This is a genomic window from Escherichia coli DSM 30083 = JCM 1649 = ATCC 11775 (assembly GCF_003697165.2).
Classification (GTDB): domain Bacteria; phylum Pseudomonadota; class Gammaproteobacteria; order Enterobacterales; family Enterobacteriaceae; genus Escherichia; species Escherichia coli.
This window is the reverse complement of sequence record NZ_CP033092.2, coordinates 99,442-117,437: the sequence shown is the minus strand read 5'-3', so window position 1 is coordinate 117,437 and position 17,996 is coordinate 99,442. Positions and strand designations below refer to the sequence as shown.

The 17,996-nt window shown below is 51.7% G+C and carries 13 protein-coding genes and 1 pseudogene; 10 read left to right on the top strand and 4 right to left on the bottom strand.

Going from position 1 to position 17,996, the window contains the following annotated elements; translation table 11 throughout:
- The first annotated feature begins 121 nt into the window (after positions 1-121).
- The 3 genes from mtlA (at position 122) to mtlR (ending at position 4,089) form a co-directional block, all read left to right on the top strand.
- The gene (gene mtlA / locus EAS44_RS01355; RefSeq protein ID WP_000093273.1) at positions 122-2,035 is read left to right on the top strand and encodes a PTS mannitol transporter subunit IICBA; all 1,914 of its coding nucleotides are present in this window, start codon (positions 122-124) and stop codon (positions 2,033-2,035) included.
- Positions 2,036-2,353: 318 nt separating this feature from the next.
- On the top strand, positions 2,354-3,502 hold the full coding sequence (mtlD, locus tag EAS44_RS01350) for a mannitol-1-phosphate 5-dehydrogenase (RefSeq protein ID WP_001363068.1): 1,149 nt from the start codon (positions 2,354-2,356) through the stop codon (positions 3,500-3,502).
- Complete coding sequence (mtlR, locus tag EAS44_RS01345; protein ID WP_000228269.1) at positions 3,502-4,089, top strand: mannitol operon repressor MtlR; 588 nt, start codon at positions 3,502-3,504, stop codon at positions 4,087-4,089. Before mtlD ends, mtlR begins: the two co-directional genes overlap by 1 nt.
- Positions 4,090-4,099: 10 nt before the next feature.
- Here mtlR and yibT read toward each other — a convergent pair whose 3' ends face one another.
- Positions 4,100-4,309, bottom strand: a complete 210-nt coding sequence (gene yibT, locus EAS44_RS01340; protein ID WP_000517097.1) for a protein YibT — start codon at positions 4,307-4,309, stop codon at positions 4,100-4,102.
- 283 nt (positions 4,310-4,592) lie between these two features.
- Here yibT and yibL point away from each other — a divergent pair, with 283 nt between their 5' ends.
- From yibL to trmL, 7 genes and pseudogenes are all read left to right on the top strand, one after another.
- Positions 4,593-4,955: a YibL family ribosome-associated protein gene (gene yibL / locus EAS44_RS01335; RefSeq protein WP_000665680.1), complete on the top strand. Its 363-nt coding sequence runs from the start codon at positions 4,593-4,595 to the stop codon at positions 4,953-4,955.
- Positions 4,956-5,513: 558 nt separating this feature from the next.
- Positions 5,514-6,197: pseudogene (locus EAS44_RS01330) on the top strand (hypothetical protein).
- 43 nt (positions 6,198-6,240) lie between these two features.
- Positions 6,241-10,992, top strand: a complete 4,752-nt coding sequence (locus EAS44_RS01325) for a YadA-like family protein (RefSeq protein WP_001033298.1) — start codon at positions 6,241-6,243, stop codon at positions 10,990-10,992.
- Between the two features lie 409 nt (positions 10,993-11,401).
- Positions 11,402-13,057 carry an L-lactate permease gene (gene lldP / locus EAS44_RS01320; RefSeq protein ID WP_001297977.1) on the top strand — a complete coding sequence of 552 codons (1,656 nt, stop codon included), beginning with the start codon at positions 11,402-11,404 and terminating at the stop codon, positions 13,055-13,057.
- Positions 13,057-13,833 (top strand): transcriptional regulator LldR, encoded by a 777-nt coding sequence (lldR, locus tag EAS44_RS01315; RefSeq protein ID WP_001304974.1) that lies wholly within the window; start codon positions 13,057-13,059, stop codon positions 13,831-13,833. The genes lldP and lldR overlap by 1 nt, the downstream gene beginning before the upstream one ends.
- A complete protein-coding gene (gene lldD, locus EAS44_RS01310) occupies positions 13,830-15,020 on the top strand; it encodes a quinone-dependent L-lactate dehydrogenase (protein WP_000586970.1) in 1,191 nt (396 codons plus the stop codon). Before lldR ends, lldD begins: the two co-directional genes overlap by 4 nt.
- A gap of 47 nt (positions 15,021-15,067) precedes the next feature.
- Positions 15,068-15,541: a tRNA (uridine(34)/cytosine(34)/5-carboxymethylaminomethyluridine(34)-2'-O)-methyltransferase TrmL gene (gene trmL, locus EAS44_RS01305; RefSeq protein WP_000932347.1), complete on the top strand. Its 474-nt coding sequence runs from the start codon at positions 15,068-15,070 to the stop codon at positions 15,539-15,541.
- A gap of 54 nt (positions 15,542-15,595) precedes the next feature.
- Here the strand turns inward: trmL and cysE are convergent, their stop codons facing one another.
- The 3 genes from cysE to secB form a co-directional block, all read right to left on the bottom strand.
- Complete coding sequence (cysE, locus tag EAS44_RS01300) at positions 15,596-16,417, bottom strand: serine O-acetyltransferase (protein WP_001277561.1); 822 nt, start codon at positions 16,415-16,417, stop codon at positions 15,596-15,598.
- Positions 16,418-16,496: 79 nt separating this feature from the next.
- Positions 16,497-17,516, bottom strand: coding sequence for an NAD(P)H-dependent glycerol-3-phosphate dehydrogenase (gpsA, locus tag EAS44_RS01295; RefSeq protein ID WP_001076194.1), 1,020 nt, complete (start codon positions 17,514-17,516; stop codon positions 16,497-16,499).
- Positions 17,516-17,983, bottom strand: a complete 468-nt coding sequence (secB, locus tag EAS44_RS01290) for a protein-export chaperone SecB (protein WP_000003382.1) — start codon at positions 17,981-17,983, stop codon at positions 17,516-17,518. Before secB ends, gpsA begins: the two co-directional genes overlap by 1 nt.
- Positions 17,984-17,996 lie beyond the last annotated feature (13 nt).

The following is a 17,996-nucleotide window of genomic DNA, read 5'->3' as shown; positions in this document are numbered from 1 at the left end:
TTAACCGATTCAGTGCCAGATTTCGCAGTATCTACAAGGTCCGGCTACCTCTGCCGCCACATTAACAAAAAACCTCGGGCTTCCAGCCTGCGCGACAGCAAACATAAGAAGGGGTGTTTTTATGTCATCCGATATTAAGATCAAAGTGCAAAGCTTTGGTCGTTTCCTCAGCAACATGGTGATGCCAAATATCGGCGCGTTTATCGCGTGGGGTATCATCACCGCGTTATTTATTCCAACAGGGTGGTTACCGAACGAAACGCTGGCGAAGCTGGTCGGGCCGATGATCACTTATCTCCTGCCGCTGCTGATCGGTTATACCGGTGGTAAGCTGGTAGGCGGCGAACGTGGCGGCGTAGTCGGTGCCATCACCACCATGGGCGTTATCGTCGGCGCAGATATGCCGATGTTCCTCGGCTCTATGATTGCAGGTCCGCTGGGCGGCTGGTGCATTAAGCACTTCGACCGCTGGGTAGACGGTAAGATCAAATCCGGTTTTGAAATGCTGGTGAATAACTTCTCCGCAGGCATCATCGGGATGATCCTCGCTATTCTGGCATTTCTCGGCATTGGCCCGGTTGTTGAAGCCCTGTCTAAAATGCTGGCGGCGGGCGTTAACTTCATGGTTGTCCATGACATGCTGCCGCTGGCGTCTATCTTTGTTGAACCGGCGAAAATCCTGTTCCTCAACAACGCCATTAACCACGGTATCTTCTCGCCGCTGGGTATTCAGCAGTCCCATGAACTGGGTAAATCCATCTTCTTCCTGATTGAAGCTAACCCAGGTCCGGGTATGGGCGTGCTGCTGGCGTACATGTTCTTTGGTCGTGGTAGCGCTAAACAGTCTGCGGGCGGTGCGGCAATCATCCACTTCCTGGGCGGTATCCACGAAATCTACTTCCCGTATGTGCTGATGAATCCGCGTCTGATTCTGGCCGTTATCCTCGGTGGTATGACTGGCGTGTTTACGCTGACTATCCTGGGCGGTGGGCTGGTTTCTCCGGCATCTCCGGGTTCTATCCTTGCTGTACTGGCGATGACACCAAAAGGTGCATACTTCGCTAACATCGCGGGTGTGTGTGCGGCGATGGCTGTCTCCTTCGTTGTCTCTGCCATTCTGCTGAAAACCAGCAAAGTGAAAGAAGAAGATGATATTGAAGCAGCAACTCGTCGTATGCAGGACATGAAAGCTGAGTCTAAAGGCGCGTCTCCACTGTCTGCGGGCGATGTGACTAACGACCTGAGCCACGTACGTAAAATCATCGTTGCCTGTGATGCCGGTATGGGTTCCAGTGCGATGGGCGCAGGCGTGCTGCGTAAGAAAATTCAGGATGCAGGTCTGTCGCAGATTTCGGTCACTAACAGCGCGATCAACAACCTGCCGCCAGATGTGGACCTGGTCATCACTCACCGTGACCTGACCGAACGCGCTATGCGCCAGGTTCCGCAGGCACAGCATATTTCGCTGACCAACTTCCTCGACAGCGGCCTGTACACCAGCCTGACCGAACGTCTGGTTGCTGCCCAGCGCCATACTGAAAACGAAGTGAAAGTGAAAGACAGTCTGAAAGACAGCTTTGACGATTCCAGTGCTAATCTGTTCAAACTGGGCGCGGAGAACATCTTCCTCGGTCGCAAAGCGGCCACCAAAGAAGAAGCGATTCGTTTTGCTGGCGAGCAGCTGGTGAAAGGCGGTTACGTTGAGCCGGAATACGTTCAGGCGATGTTGGATCGTGAAAAACTGACCCCGACTTATCTGGGTGAGTCTATCGCGGTGCCACACGGTACGGTTGAAGCGAAAGATCGCGTACTGAAAACGGGCGTGGTGTTCTGCCAGTATCCGGAAGGCGTGCGCTTCGGTGAAGAAGAAGATGACATTGCCCGTCTGGTGATTGGTATTGCTGCCCGTAACAACGAGCACATTCAGGTTATCACCAGCCTGACCAATGCACTGGATGATGAGTCTGTCATCGAGCGTCTGGCACACACCACCAGCGTGGATGAAGTGCTGGAACTGCTGGCAGGTCGTAAGTAATCCATTCCCACCCTCTCCGCATGAAGAAGGTGAGGCTAATTGCCTGATGCGCTTCGCTTATCAGGCCTACAACATAAAGCACAATTTGTTTTGTCGGTCGGATAAGGTGTTTACGCCGCATCCGGCAGTCGGTACACAATGCCTGATGCGACGCTGACGCGTCTTATCAGGCCTACAGGTCAGTGCCAAACACGTAGGCCGGATAAGGCGTTTACGCCGCATCCGGCAAAAAGCCCCTCTCCTCACGGAGAGGGTTTGGGTGAGGGAAAAGCCTCACCCCAGCCCTCTCGGGTAAAAACATTGATGAAGGTTAATACTATGAAAGCATTACATTTTGGCGCAGGTAATATCGGTCGTGGCTTTATCGGTAAACTGCTGGCGGACGCGGGTATCCAACTGACGTTTGCCGATGTAAATCAGGTGGTACTTGATGCCCTGAATGCCCGTCATAGCTATCAGGTTCATGTGGTCGGCGAAACCGAGCAGGTGGATACCGTTTCTGGCGTCGATGCCGTCAGCAGCATTGGCGATGATGTCGTTGATCTGATTGCTCAGGTCGATTTAGTCACTACCGCCGTTGGCCCTGTCGTGCTGGAACGTATTGCTCCGGCCATCGCCAAAGGGCTGGTGAAACGTAAAGAACAAGGTAATGAATCCCCACTGAACATCATCGCCTGTGAAAACATGGTCCGCGGCACCACGCAGCTGAAAGGCCATGTGATGAACGCCCTGCCGGAAGATGCCAAAGCGTGGGTAGAAGAACACGTTGGCTTTGTTGATTCCGCCGTTGACCGCATCGTACCGCCTTCGGCTTCGGCAACTAACGATCCGCTGGAAGTGACGGTAGAAACCTTCAGCGAATGGATTGTCGATAAAACGCAGTTCAAAGGCACGCTGCCAAACATCCCTGGCATGGAATTAACCGACAATCTGATGGCATTTGTCGAACGTAAACTCTTCACCCTGAATACAGGTCATGCTATAACCGCGTACCTCGGAAAACTGGCCGGTCATCAGACCATTCGTGACGCAATTCTCGACGAGAAAATCCGCGCGGTGGTAAAAGGGGCAATGGAAGAAAGCGGCGCGGTACTGATCAAGCGCTACGACTTTGATGCTGACAAACATGCGGCATACATCCAGAAAATCCTCGGTCGTTTCGAGAACCCGTACCTGAAAGATGATGTAGAACGCGTAGGCCGTCAGCCGCTGCGTAAACTGAGTGCTGGCGACCGTCTGATCAAGCCACTGCTCGGAACCCTGGAATATGGTCTGCCACATAAAAACCTGATTGAAGGTATTGCCGCTGCAATGCACTTCCGCAGTGAAGATGACCCGCAGGCTCAGGAACTGGCAGCGCTGATTGCCGACAAAGGCCCACAAGCCGCGCTGGCACAGATTTCCGGTCTTGATGCCAACAGCGAGGTTGTATCCGAGGCGGTAACCGCTTATAAAGCAATGCAATAATGGTGGACCAGGCGCAGGATACCCTGCGCCCGAATAACAGATTGTCAGATATGCAGGCAACAATGGAACAAACCCAGGCCTTTGAAAACCGTGTGCTTGAGCGTCTGAATGCTGGCAAAACCGTGCGAAGCTTTCTGATCACCGCCGTCGAGCTTTTGACCGAGGCGGTAAATCTTCTGGTGCTTCAGGTATTCCGCAAAGACGATTACGCGGTGAAGTATGCTGTAGAACCGTTACTCGACGGCGATGGTCCGCTGGGCGATCTTTCTGTGCGTTTAAAACTCATTTACGGGTTGGGCGTCATTAACCGCCAGGAATACGAAGATGCGGAACTGCTGATGGCATTGCGTGAAGAGCTAAATCACGACGGCAACGAGTACGCTTTTACCGACGACGAAATCCTTGGACCCTTTGGTGAACTGCATTGCGTGGCGGCGTTACCACCGCCGCCACAGTTTGAACCTGCAGACTCCAGTTTGTATGCAATGCAAATTCAGCGTTACCAACAGGCTGTACGATCAACAATGGTCCTTTCACTGACAGAGCTGATTTCAAAAATCAGCTTAAAAAAAGCCTTTCAAAAGTAAGTACTTTCGCTTACTTCTCCTCTACCTGTTTCGGACGATAAAGCTGACGATAATACTCCAGACGTTGTAGATATAACGGCACGCTTTCATCAGGTATTCCGGACGGAATCGCGTTACGGGGAGGTAGTTTTTTCAGATACTCCCGGAACGCCTGGCTGGATGCCATGAAATCTACGGCTTTATCGATAAGAAGCGGAACGTTTTCACCTAATTTGCCCATGATGATATCTCCGTATTACCCCGCGCCGGGAATGCGCGGCCGCCAATTTTAGTTTAGATCCCGATATAAATGACATTAAGGAAAACGTGCTCAATCCTCAATAATCACCTGCTTCTGTTGACTATCTTTTTTCTTTAAATTTCTTAACTAATCAATGTATTGGGTGATTTTTTAACGCATTAATGGTTACAATCTGGAACTATTACAATGCCATCAGTTGTGAACAAAGCACCTGGTCGCGCATACTAGAGGCTATAAATTTATCTCTATCAGAAGTCATCACATGAAAGAAGTCGAAAAAAACGAAATCAAACGTCTCAGCGATCGTCTGGACGCCATCCGTCACCAGCAGGCCGATCTATCGCTGGTTGAAGCCGCAGACAAATATGCCGAACTGGAAAAAGAGAAAGCCACGCTGGAAGCAGAAATTGCTCGCCTGCGCGAAGTTCACAGCCAGAAACTCAGCAAAGAAGCGCAGAAACTGATGAAGATGCCGTTCCAGCGTGCAATCACCAAAAAAGAGCAGGCTGATATGGGCAAACTGAAAAAAAGTGTTCGCGGACTGGTGGTTGTGCACCCAATGACCGCGCTGGGCCGTGAAATGGGCCTGCAAGAGATGACAGGGTTCTCAAAGACTGCGTTTTAAGTTCCTTTCTCGTCGCTGTAATCACAGCCTCTCACCATTTACTCGCTCCTGCTGGCACATGCAGGAGCCTGTTTCAGAGATCGAATATTTATAACGTTCTTAACATTATATATTCAATCTCCTCTATTCTTTTTAGCGCACATGCCAGGCTAAATTCTGAAAATCAGGTACAAATTAAAGAACGATGTATCAATATTAACAATGAATTTCCGCATATCAATGCTTGAAACATAATTAATTATTTAAATTTTTCAATCAGCTTCGCAAATTCCACAATAAAACATCACTCAACTGAATATTTATCTTTCCCCGCCCTGTGCCTTTATCCGGTGAAACATTTGACATCGATTGACACCGATCATTAAAATCCGCGCGATTAATATTATTGGCTACAAACTGAAATCGTTTGACATTTAATAAAATATTCGCACAACCAATTAATACAAAAACTCTCTAACAAATTTATTTTGCGGATATGCCCCACTCCAATCATTCATAAAAAAAATGATTGTGCCGTAATTATCAACTGTATCGGGATTATGAAAAGGAATTCATCCTATGAACCTAAAGAAAACACTGTTAAGCGTGTTAATGATATTGCAACTTTGCTTATTGGTAGGGTGTGACTATATTGAAAAAGCGAGTAAGGTCGACGATCTCGTTACACAGCAAGAGTTACAAAAAAGCAAAATCGAGGCGCTTGAAAAACAACAATAACTCGACAAGCGCAAGATAGAACACTTTGAAAAACAACAAATTACCATCATAAACAGTACCAAAACGCTCGCTGGCGTGGTGAAGGCAGTTAAAGACAAACAGGACGAATTTGTCTTTACAGAATTTAACCCGGCACAAACCCAATACTTCATTTTAAATAACGGTTCTGTTGGTTTGGCAGGGAAAATACTGTCTATTGACGCAGTAGAAAACGGCAGCGTTATTCGTATTTCACTGGTTAACTTATTAAGTGTTCCTGTATCAAATATGGGTTTCTACGCGACATGGGGGGGAGAAAAACCCACCGACATCAACGCATTAGCAAAATGGCAGCAATTGCTATTTAGTACCTCAATGAACTCCTCCCTGAAATTATTACCAGGTCAATGGCAAGACATTAATTTGACGCTAAAAGGTGTCTCGCCCAACAACCTCAAATATCTGAAATTAGCCATCAACATGGCAAATATTCAGTTCGACCGTCTTCAACCTGCTGAATCTCCACAGCGGAAAAACAAAAAATAAATGCAGCTTCTGCGCTTATATCAAGGAATAGAGAGCATCAATAATGAACAAAATATTTAAAGTTATCTGGAATCCGGCGACAGGCAGTTACACCGTTGCCAGTGAAACAGCAAAAAGTCGTGGTAAAAAAAGCGGGCGCAGTAAGCTGTTAATTTCTGCACTGGTTGCGGGTGGGTTGCTGTCTTCTTTTAGCGTATGGGCAAACGCCGGGAATGACGACGGTCAGGGTATTGGAACAGGCACAGGCTGGGTTGCTATTGGTGAAAGCGCAAAGGCAACCGCCTATACAGATAGTAATGGTGCCAGTACTGCGGTCGGTTATAAATCTAACGCCCAGGGAGTCTGGAGTTCCGCTATTGGTGCACTTACCAGTGCACTTGGTGATTCTTCAATGGCCTTCGGTGTTAATGCCGTTTCAACCGGTCAACGAAGTATTGCTATGGGTGCATCATCAAGCTCACTCGGTGAGTATTCAATAGCGCTTGGACGATATGCAAGTTCGGGTGGTATGTTTTCGCTCGCGCAAGGGGACAGATCCAATGCAGCTGGTTTGAACGCCACTGCGGTGGGGAGTAACAGTAATGCGGCGGGCGCGAAAGCTATTGCGCTAGGAAATGCAGCTAAAGCTACTGAAATTATGAGCATTGCTCTTGGTGACACTGCCAATGCCTCGAAAGAATATTCTATGGCGCTGGGAGTAAGTAGCGCCGCATCTGCGGCTAACGCGATTGCCGTAGGCCGCAACAGTGCTGCGGCAGGCGTAGACAGCCTTGCCTTAGGTAGACTATCCGTAGCCAGCGCAGCAAACGCCATTGCTATGGGTGCAGAGAGCGAAGCTGCTGAAAATGCGACGGCTATTGGCAATAACGCGCATGCAAAAGGGGTGAATAGCATCGCGATGGGCTCCGGGAGCATTGCCGATAAAGTCAATACTATCGCGTTGGGTAATGGCAGCCAGTCTCTGGCAGATAACGCAATTGCTATTGGTCAGGGCAACAAGGCTAATGGCACTGATGCTATCGCTCTGGGTAATGCTAGCCTGTCGAGCGGCTTAAACTCGATTGCCCTGGGCAAGACCAGTGTTGTCACTGGCGATAATAGTCTTGCGCTTGGTAGTAATACCAATGCCAATGGTATTAACTCTGTCGCGCTAGGTGCAGATTCCATTGCGGATCAAGACAATTCCGTTTCTGTCGGCAGTAGCTCATTACAACGCAAGATCGTTAATGTAAAAAATGGCGCGATCAAGGCTGACAGCCACGACGCCATTAATGGCTCACAGCTTTATGCCATCAGCGACTCAATAGCCAAAAGGCTTGGAGGAGGCTCATCGGTAAACCCTGACGACGGTACAGTTAACGCACCAACCTACAATTTAAAAAATGGTAACAAAAATAACGTTGGCAGTGCGCTCACTGTACTTGATGAAAACACCCTGCAATGGGACCAAATCAAAGGCAAATACAGCGCCGTTCATGGTAGCTCAACGACCAGCGTAATCACTGATGTGGCGAACGGTACGATTTCAGCAGCCAGTAAAGATGCGGTTAACGGCTCTCAGTTGTATGACCTGCAGCAGGATGCTCTGTTGTGGAACGGCACAGCATTCAGTGCCGCGCACGGCACCGAAGCCACCAGCAAAATCACTAACGTCACCGCTGGCAACCTGACTGCCAGCAGCACTGACGCCGTTAACGGCTCTCAGCTCAAAACCACCAACGACAACGTGACGACCAACACCACCAACATCGCCACTAACACCACCAACATCACCAACCTGACTGACGCTGTTGACAGTCTCGGTGACGACTCCCTGCTATGGAACAAAACAGCTGGCGCATTCAGCGCCGCTCACGGCACTGACGCCACCAGCAAGATCACCAATGTCAAAGCCGGTGACCTGACAGCTGGCAGCACTGACGCCGTTAACGGCTCCCAGCTCAAAACCACCAACGATAACGTGTCGACCAACACCACCAACATCGCCACTAACACCACCAACATCACCAACCTGACGGATTCCGTTGGCGACCTTAAGGACGATTCTCTGCTGTGGAACAAAGCGGCTGGCGCATTCAGCGCCGCGCACGGTACCGAAGCTACCAGCAAGATCACCAACTTACTGGCTGGCAAGATATCTTCTAACAGCACTGATGCCATTAATGGCTCACAACTTTATGGCGTAGCGGATTCATTTACGTCATATCTTGGTGGTGGTGCTGATATCAGCGATACGGGTGTATTAAGTGGGCCAACCTACACTATTGGTGGTACTGACTACACTAACGTCGGTGATGCTCTGGCAGCCATTAACACATCATTTAGCACATCACTCGGCGACGCCCTACTTTGGGATGCAACCGCAGGCAAATTCAGCGCCAAACACGGCATTAATAATGCTCCCAGTGTAATCACTGATGTTGCAAACGGTGCAGTCTCGTCCACCAGCAGCGACGCCATTAACGGTTCACAACTTTATGGTGTTAGTGACTACATTGCCGATGCTCTGGGCGGGAATGCTGTGGTGAACACTGACGGCAGTATCACTACACCGACTTATGCCATCGCTGGCGGCAGTTACAACAACGTCGGTGACGCGCTGGAAGCGATCGATACCACGCTGGATGATGCTCTGCTGTGGGATACAACAGCCAATGGCGGTAACGGTGCATTTAGCGCCGCTCACGGGAAAGATAAAACTGCCAGTGTAATCACTAACGTCGCTAACGGTGCAGTCTCTGCCACCAGCAGCGATGCCATTAATGGCTCACAGCTCTATAGCACCAATAAGTACATCGCTGATGCGCTGGGTGGTGATGCAGAAGTCAACGCTGACGGAACTATCACTGCACCGACTTACACCATTGCAAATACCGATTACAACAACGTCGGTGAAGCCCTGGATGCGCTCGATAATAACGCTCTGCTGTGGGATGAAGACGCAGGTGCCTACAACGCCAGCCATGATGGCAATGCCAGCAAAATCACCAACGTTGCGGCTGGTGATCTCTCCACAACCAGTACCGATGCTGTTAACGGTTCCCAGTTAAACGCAACCAATATTCTGGTTACGCAAAATAGCCAAATGATTAACCAGCTTGCCGGTAACACCAGTGAAACCTACATCGAAGAAAATGGTGCAGGTATTAACTATGTGCGTACCAATGATACCGGTTTAACCTTCACCGATGCCAGCGCAGCAGGTATTGGCTCTACCGCTGTGGGGTATAACACTGTTGCCAAAGGCGATAGCAGCGTGGCCATGGGTTATAACTCTTTTGCCAAAGGCGATAGCAGCGTGGCCATCGGTCAGGGCAGCTACAGCGGCGTTGATACGGGTATCGCTCTGGGTAGCAGCTCCGTTTCCAGCCGTGTAATAGTTAAAGGTTCTCGTAACACCAGCGTATCGGAAGAAGGTGTTGTGATTGGTTATGACACCACGGATGGCGAACTGCTTGGTGCATTGTCGATCGGTGATGATGGTAAATATCGTCAAATCATCAACGTCGCGGATGGTTCTGAAGCCCATGACGCTGTTACGGTTCGCCAGTTGCAGAACGCCATTGGTGCAGTCGCAACCACACCAACCAAATACTATCACGCCAACTCAACGGCTGAAGACTCACTGGCAGTCGGTGAAGACTCGCTGGCAATGGGCGCGAAAACCATCGTTAATGGTAATGCGGGTATTGGTATCGGCCTGAACACTTTAGTTCTGGCTGATGCGATCAACGGTATTGCTATCGGTTCTAACGCACGCGCAAATCATGCCGACAGCATTGCAATGGGTAATGGTTCTCAGACTACCCGTGGTGCACAGACCAACTACACTGCCTACAACATGGATGCACCGCAGAACTCTGTGGGTGAATTCTCCGTAGGTAGCGAAGACGGTCAACGTCAGATCACCAACGTCGCAGCAGGTTCGGCGGATACCGATGCGGTTAACGTGGGTCAGTTGAAAGTAACGGACGCGCAGGTTTCCCAGAATACCCAGAGCATTACTAACCTGAACACTCAGGTCACTAATCTGGATACTCGCGTGACCAATATCGAAAATGGCATTGGCGATATCGTAACCACCGGTAGTACTAAGTACTTCAAGACCAACACCGATGGCGCAGACGCCAACGCGCAGGGTAAAGACAGTGTTGCGATTGGTTCTGGTTCCATTGCTGCCGCTGATAACAGCGTCGCGCTGGGCACGGGTTCCGTAGCAGACGAAGAAAATACGATCTCTGTGGGTTCTTCTACCAACCAGCGCCGTATCACCAACGTTGCTGCCGGTGTTAATGCCACCGATGCGGTTAACGTTTCACAACTGAAGTCTTCTGAAGCAGGCGGCGTGCGCTACGACACCAAAGCTGATGGCTCTATCGACTACAGCAACATCACTCTCGGTGGCGGCAATAGCGGTACGACTCGCATCAGCAACGTTTCTGCTGGCGTGAACAACAACGACGCAGTGAACTATGCGCAGTTGAAGCAAAGTGTGCAGGAAACGAAGCAATACACCGATCAGCGCATGGTTGAGATGGATAACAAACTGTCCAAAACTGAAAGCAAGCTGAGTGGTGGTATCGCTTCTGCAATGGCAATGACCGGTCTGCCGCAGGCTTACACGCCGGGAGCCAGCATGGCCTCTATTGGTGGTGGTACTTACAACGGTGAATCGGCAGTTGCTTTAGGTGTGTCGATGGTGAGCGCCAATGGTCGTTGGGTCTACAAATTACAAGGTAGTACCAATAGCCAGGGTGAATACTCCGCCGCGCTCGGTGCCGGTATTCAGTGGTAATGATCCATTAACAAATGGGTACGCCACATTGCCTGATGCGCTACGCTTATCAGGCCTACGGGGTGATTCAGCACTCCCCTGTAGGCCGGATAAGGCGTTCACGCCGCATCCGGCAAGATAAGGCGCACCAGATCAACAATCTGAGGGCAATTCTCTGATGGGAATTGCCCTTTTCTTTATTACCTCTCTCCCAGAATTGGCCCTACCAATTCTTCGCTTATCTGACCTCTGGTTCACAATTCCCCAATCAAAACTCACATCAATGTTGCCAATGCATAACATTTAGTTAACTATCCATTGTCATTATCCCTACACAACACAATTGGCAGTGCCACTTTTACACAACGTGTGACAAGGAGATGAGCAACAGACTCATTACACGGCGTGTGTGGACTGCAGGAGACCTGCAATGAATCTCTGGCAACAAAACTACGATCCCGCCGGGAATATCTGGCTTTCCAGCCTGATAGCATCGCTTCCCATCCTGTTTTTCTTCTTTGCGCTGATTAAGCTCAAACTGAAAGGATACGTCGCCGCCTCATGGACGGTGGCAATCGCCCTTGCCGTGGCTTTGCTGTTCTATAAAATGCCGGTCGCTAACGCGCTGGCCTCGGTGGTTTATGGCTTCTTCTACGGGTTGTGGCCCATCGCGTGGATCATTATTGCAGCGGTGTTCGTCTATAAGATCTCGGTGAAAACCGGGCAGTTTGACATCATCCGCTCGTCTATTCTTTCGATAACCCCTGACCAGCGCCTGCAAATGCTGATCGTCGGTTTCTGTTTCGGCGCTTTCCTTGAAGGAGCCGCAGGCTTTGGCGCACCGGTAGCAATTACCGCCGCATTGCTGGTCGGTCTGGGCTTTAAACCACTGTACGCCGCCGGGCTGTGCCTGATTGTTAACACCGCGCCAGTGGCATTTGGTGCGATGGGTATTCCGATTCTGGTCGCCGGGCAGGTAACAGGCATCGACAGCTTTGAGATTGGTCAGATGGTGGGGCGTCAGCTGCCGTTTATGACCATTATCGTGCTGTTCTGGATCATGGCGATTATGGACGGCTGGCGCGGTATCAAAGAGACGTGGCCTGCGGTCGTGGTTGCGGGCGGGTCGTTTGCCATTGCTCAATACCTCAGCTCTAACTTTATTGGGCCGGAACTGCCAGACATTATCTCTTCGCTGGTATCGCTGCTCTGTCTGACACTGTTCCTCAAACGCTGGCAACCAGTGCGCGTATTCCGCTTCGGTGACTTAGGGGCGTCACAGGTTGATATGACGCTGGCTCACACAGGTTACACGGCAGGTCAGGTGCTGCGCGCCTGGACACCGTTCCTGTTCCTGACCGCCACCGTAACGCTGTGGAGTATCCCGCCGTTTAAAGCCCTGTTCGCTTCAGGCGGTGCGCTGTATGAGTGGGTGATCAACATTCCGGTGCCGTACCTCGATAAACTGGTTGCCCGTATGCCGCCAGTGGTCAGCGAAGCGACAGCGTATGCCGCCGTGTTTAAGTTTGACTGGTTCTCTGCCACTGGCACCGCCATTCTGTTTGCTGCCCTGCTCTCGATTGTCTGGCTGAAGATGAAACCATCTGACGCTATCAGCACCTTCGGCAGCACGCTGAAAGAACTGGCTCTGCCCATCTACTCCATCGGTATGGTGCTGGCATTCGCCTTTATCTCGAACTATTCAGGACTGTCATCAACACTGGCGCTGGCACTGGCGCACACCGGTCATGCATTCACCTTCTTCTCGCCGTTCCTCGGCTGGCTTGGGGTATTCCTGACCGGGTCGGATACGTCATCTAATGCTTTGTTTGCCGCTTTGCAGGCTACCGCCGCACAACAAATTGGCGTTTCTGACCTGTTGCTGGTTGCAGCCAACACCACCGGTGGTGTCACCGGCAAAATGATCTCTCCGCAATCTATCGCTATCGCCTGTGCGGCGGTAGGTCTGGTGGGCAAAGAGTCTGATTTGTTCCGCTTTACTGTCAAACACAGCCTGATCTTCACCTGTATGGTGGGCGTGATCACCACGCTTCAGGCCTATGTCTTAACGTGGATGATTCCTTAATGATTGTTTTACCCAGACGCCTGTCAGACGAGGTTGCCGATCGTGTGCGGGCGCTGATTGATGAAAAAAACCTGGAAGCGGGCATGAAGTTGCCCGCTGAACGTCAACTGGCGATGCAACTCGGCGTGTCGAGAAATTCACTGCGCGAGGCGCTGGCGAAACTGGTAAGCGAAGGTGTGCTGCTCAGTCGACGTGGCGGCGGGACGTTTATTCGCTGGCGTCATGACACATGGTCGGAGCAAAACATCGTCCAGCCGCTGAAAACGCTGATGGCCGATGATCCGGATTACAGTTTCGATATTCTGGAAGCCCGATACGCCATTGAAGCCAGCACCGCATGGCATGCAGCAATGCGCGCCACACCTGGCGAAAAAGAAAAGATTCAGCTTTGCTTTGAAGCAACGCTAAGTGAAGACCCGGATCTCGCCTCACAAGCGGACGTTCGTTTTCATCTGGCGATTGCCGAAGCTTCACATAACATTGTGTTGCTGCAAACCATGCGCGGTTTCTTCGATGTCCTGCAATCCTCTGTGAAGCATAGCCGCCAGCGGATGTACCTGGTACCCCCGGTTTTTTCACAGCTGACCGAACAACATCAGGCGGTCATTGACGCCATTTTTGCCGGTGATGCTGACGGGGCGCGTAAAGCAATGATGGCGCACCTTAGCTTTGTTCACACCACCATGAAACGATTCGATGAAGATCAGGCTCGCCATGCACGTATTACCCGCCTGCCTGGTGACCATAATGAGCATTCGAGGGAGAAAAACGCATGATTATTTCCGCAGCCAGCGATTATCGCGCCGCAGCGCAACGCATTCTGCCGCCGTTCCTGTTCCACTATATGGATGGGGGGGCATATTCTGAATACACGCTGCGCCGCAACGTGGAAGATTTGTCAGAAGTGGCGCTGCGCCAGCGTATTCTGAAAAACATGTCTGACTTAAGCCTGGAAACGACGCTGTTTAATGAGAAATTGTCGATGCCGGTGGCGCTAGGTCCGGTAGGTTTGTGTGGCATGTATGCGCGACGCGGCGAAGTTCAGGCTGCCAAAGCAGCAGATGCGCATGGCATTCCGTTTACTCTCTCGACGGTTTCCGTTTGCCCGATTGAAGAAGTGGCTCCGGCTATCAAACGTCCGATGTGGTTCCAGCTTTATGTGCTGCGCGATCGCGGCTTTATGCGTAACGCCCTGGAGCGAGCAAAAGCCGCGGGTTGTTCGACGCTGGTTTTCACCGTGGATATGCCAACACCGGGAGCGCGTTATCGTGATGCGCATTCTGGGATGAGCGGCCCGAACGCGGCAATGCGCCGCTATTTACAGGCGGTGACGCATCCGCAATGGGCGTGGGATGTGGGCCTGAACGGTCGTCCGCATGATTTAGGTAATATCTCGGCTTACCTCGGCAAACCGACCGGACTGGAAGATTACATCGGTTGGCTGGCCAATAACTTCGATCCGTCCATCTCATGGAAAGACCTTGAGTGGATCCGCGACTTCTGGGATGGCCCGATGGTAATCAAAGGGATACTTGATCCGGAAGATGCGCGGGATGCAGTACGCTTTGGCGCTGACGGAATTGTGGTTTCTAACCACGGCGGTCGTCAGTTGGACGGCGTGCTCTCTTCTGCGCGTGCCCTGCCTGCTATTGCAGATGCCGTGAAAGGTGATATCGCCATTCTGGCAGATAGCGGGATTCGTAACGGGCTGGACGTTGTGCGTATGATCGCGCTCGGTGCTGATACCGTACTGCTGGGCCGCGCTTTCCTGTATGCGCTGGCAACAGCGGGCCAGGCGGGTGTAGCTAATCTGCTAAATCTGATCGAAAAAGAGATGAAAGTGGCGATGACGCTGACTGGCGCGAAATCGATTAGCGAAATTACGCAAGATTCGCTGGTGCAGGTGCTGGGTAAAGAGTTGCCGGCGGCATTGGCTCCGATGGCGAAAGGGAATGCAGCTTAAGGGTTAGACGAATATCTGCTATCCTGCCCCCGCACTAAGGGGGCAGTATGCTAAACATCGTACTTTACGAACCAGAAATTCCGCCAAATACTGGCAACATCATCCGTCTTTGCGCTAATACCGGCTTTCGTCTGCATATCATCGAACCGATGGGATTTGCCTGGGACGATAAGCGCCTGCGCCGCGCGGGGCTGGACTATCACGAGTTTACCGCCGTTACGCGTCATCATGACTATCGCGCGTTTCTCGAAGCAGAAAATCCCCAGCGCCTGTTTGCCCTCACCACGAAAGGTACGCCTGCTCACAGCGCCGTAAGCTATCAGGATGGCGACTATCTAATGTTTGGCCCGGAAACGCGCGGCCTGCCAGCGAGCATTCTTGATGCCCTGCCCGCTGAACAAAAAATTCGTATTCCAATGGTGCCGGACAGCCGCAGCATGAACCTGTCCAATGCGGTGTCGGTGGTGGTGTATGAAGCCTGGCGCCAGCTGGGGTATCCGGGAGCGGTGTTGAGAGATTAAGATGCGGTAGGCCGGATAAGGCGTTCACGCCGCATCCGGCACGATCACAGAATGTCAGATCCCATCACCATACTCAAACGTATGGTTAATGCCGTTGAAATGCTGATCCATATCCATTGACGGTTTATCGCTATCCGGCTTGCCGACAATGCGTGCCGGAACGCCAGCGGCAGTAGTGTGCGGCGGCACCGGTTGCAGCACCACGGAACCTGCGCCAATCTTCGCGCCGCGCCCAACTTCAATATTACCGAGAATTTTCGCGCCTGCGCCAATCATCACGCCTTCACGAATTTTCGGGTGACGGTCTCCGCCAGATTTACCCGTACCGCCAAGGGTAACGGATTGCAGAATCGATACGTCGTTTTCAATCACCGCCGTTTCACCAACGACGATGCCTGTCGCGTGGTCGAGCATGATACCGCGACCAATTTTTGCTGCCGGGTGTATATCAACCTGGAACGTTACAGAGACCTGGTTTTGTAGAAAAATAGCCAGCGCGCGACGGCCCTGATTCCACAACCAGTGACCGATGCGATACGCCTGCAAAGCATGAAAACCCTTCAGATATAGCAACGGGGTTGAGTATTTATCCACCGCCGGGTCACGGGTACGCACCGCCTGAATATCACAGGCCGCAGAGGCGATCATTTCCGGGTCGGCGGCGTAGGCTTCTTCCACCACTTCACGGATAGCAATAGCCGGCATAATGGGCGATGACAGCTTGTTCGCCAGCATGTAGCTCAGTGCACTGCCAAGGTTTTCGTGCTTGAGTAGCGTCGCGTGGTAAAAACTGGCCAGCATTGGCTCACAGTCCGCCAGCGTTCTGGCTTCAGCTTTAATATTGTTCCAGACAATTTCCAGTTCTTCACACGACATTGCTTACTCCACACGATAAGATAATGACCGACCCGTTCTGCGCGGGCCGGGTCATAGTGGTAACAAAGGTTCCCTGGGTTTAGTGGCTGCTGCGCTCGTCCTTGCGTGCACGACCTAGTAAAGTCAATGCTGCCTCGCGCGCGTTTTTTCCGCAATATAATACTTGATAAATTTCCTCGGTTATTGGCATTTCAACGCCGAAGCGATGCGCCAGTTCGCGGACTTCTTTCGTATTGCGGTAGCCTTCCACCACTTGACCAATTTTCTCCTGCGCGCTTTGTACATCCATGCCCTGACCGAGCATCATGCCAAAACGGCGGTTACGCGACTGGTTGTCGGTACAGGTAAGCACCAGATCGCCCAGCCCCGCCATGCCCATAAAGGTGGCAGGATCGGCACCCAGCGCCGCGCCAAGACGCGACATCTCAGCCAGCCCACGAGTGATCAGCGCCGTACGCGCATTCGCGCCAAAACCGATACCGTCGGACATCCCCGCGCCAATGGCAATGACGTTTTTCACCGCGCCGCCAAGCTGCACACCGATGAAATCCGGGTTGCTGTAAACGCGGAAACTTTTGCCACAGTGCAGCAATTGCTGGAGGTCATCGGCAAAGGTCTGGTCCGTCGAGGCCAGCGAAATGGCCGTCGGTAAACCTGCCGCCAGTTCTTTCGCAAACGTTGGGCCAGAGATAACCGCCAGCGGAATTTGATCGCCTAAGGCCTCACGCGCCACGTCCTGTAACAGACGTCCGGTTTCTGCTTCCAGCCCTTTGGTCGCCCACACCAGACGCGCATCAGGACGCATCAGCGGTTTAATCTGGCGCAGCACTTCACCAAAGACATGGCTGGGTACGACGACGAGAATATTACGGCTGGCTGCCAGCGCAGTGGCGAGATCGCTTTCAAGATGGAGCGTATCGGGAAAAGGCACATCGGGGAGAAACGCGGCGTTACAGCGGTCGCGTTCAAGCGTTGCGATATGTTCAGGGTCATGGCCCCAGAGGACAACCTCGTGGCCATTTCTTGCCAGGGTAATGGCAAGAGCGGTGCCGTACGAGCCGGCACCGATCACAGTCATTGAAGCATTACGTTGGTTCATCAGGCATCCTGATGTTCTTCAGTACCTTCGCCAGCCTGCTGCTGCAAATAGTTCATGAACAGCGCATCGAAGTTAACCGGCGCAAGGTTCAGTTGCGGGAATGTACCGCGGGATACCATGCTGGTGATGCACTCACGAGCATACGGGAACAGAATGTTCGGGCAGTATGCGCCCAGGCAATGTGCCATCTGGGTGCCTTCGATACCCGCGATGGAGAAAATACCGCCCTGCTGAACTTCACACAGGAACGCGGTTTCTTCGCCCAGGGAGGCCGTTACGGTAACACGCAGTACCACTTCGTAAACGTCATCTGCCAGTTGAGTAGATGCCGTATCCAGATCAAGTTTAACTTCTGGTTGCCAATCTTTCTGGAAAACGTGCGGCGCGTTCGGCGCTTCGAAAGAAATATCCTTGGTATAAATACGTTGGATCTGGAAAGTCATTTCGGTGTTGTTTTGTTCTGACATGTGTAGAAAACCC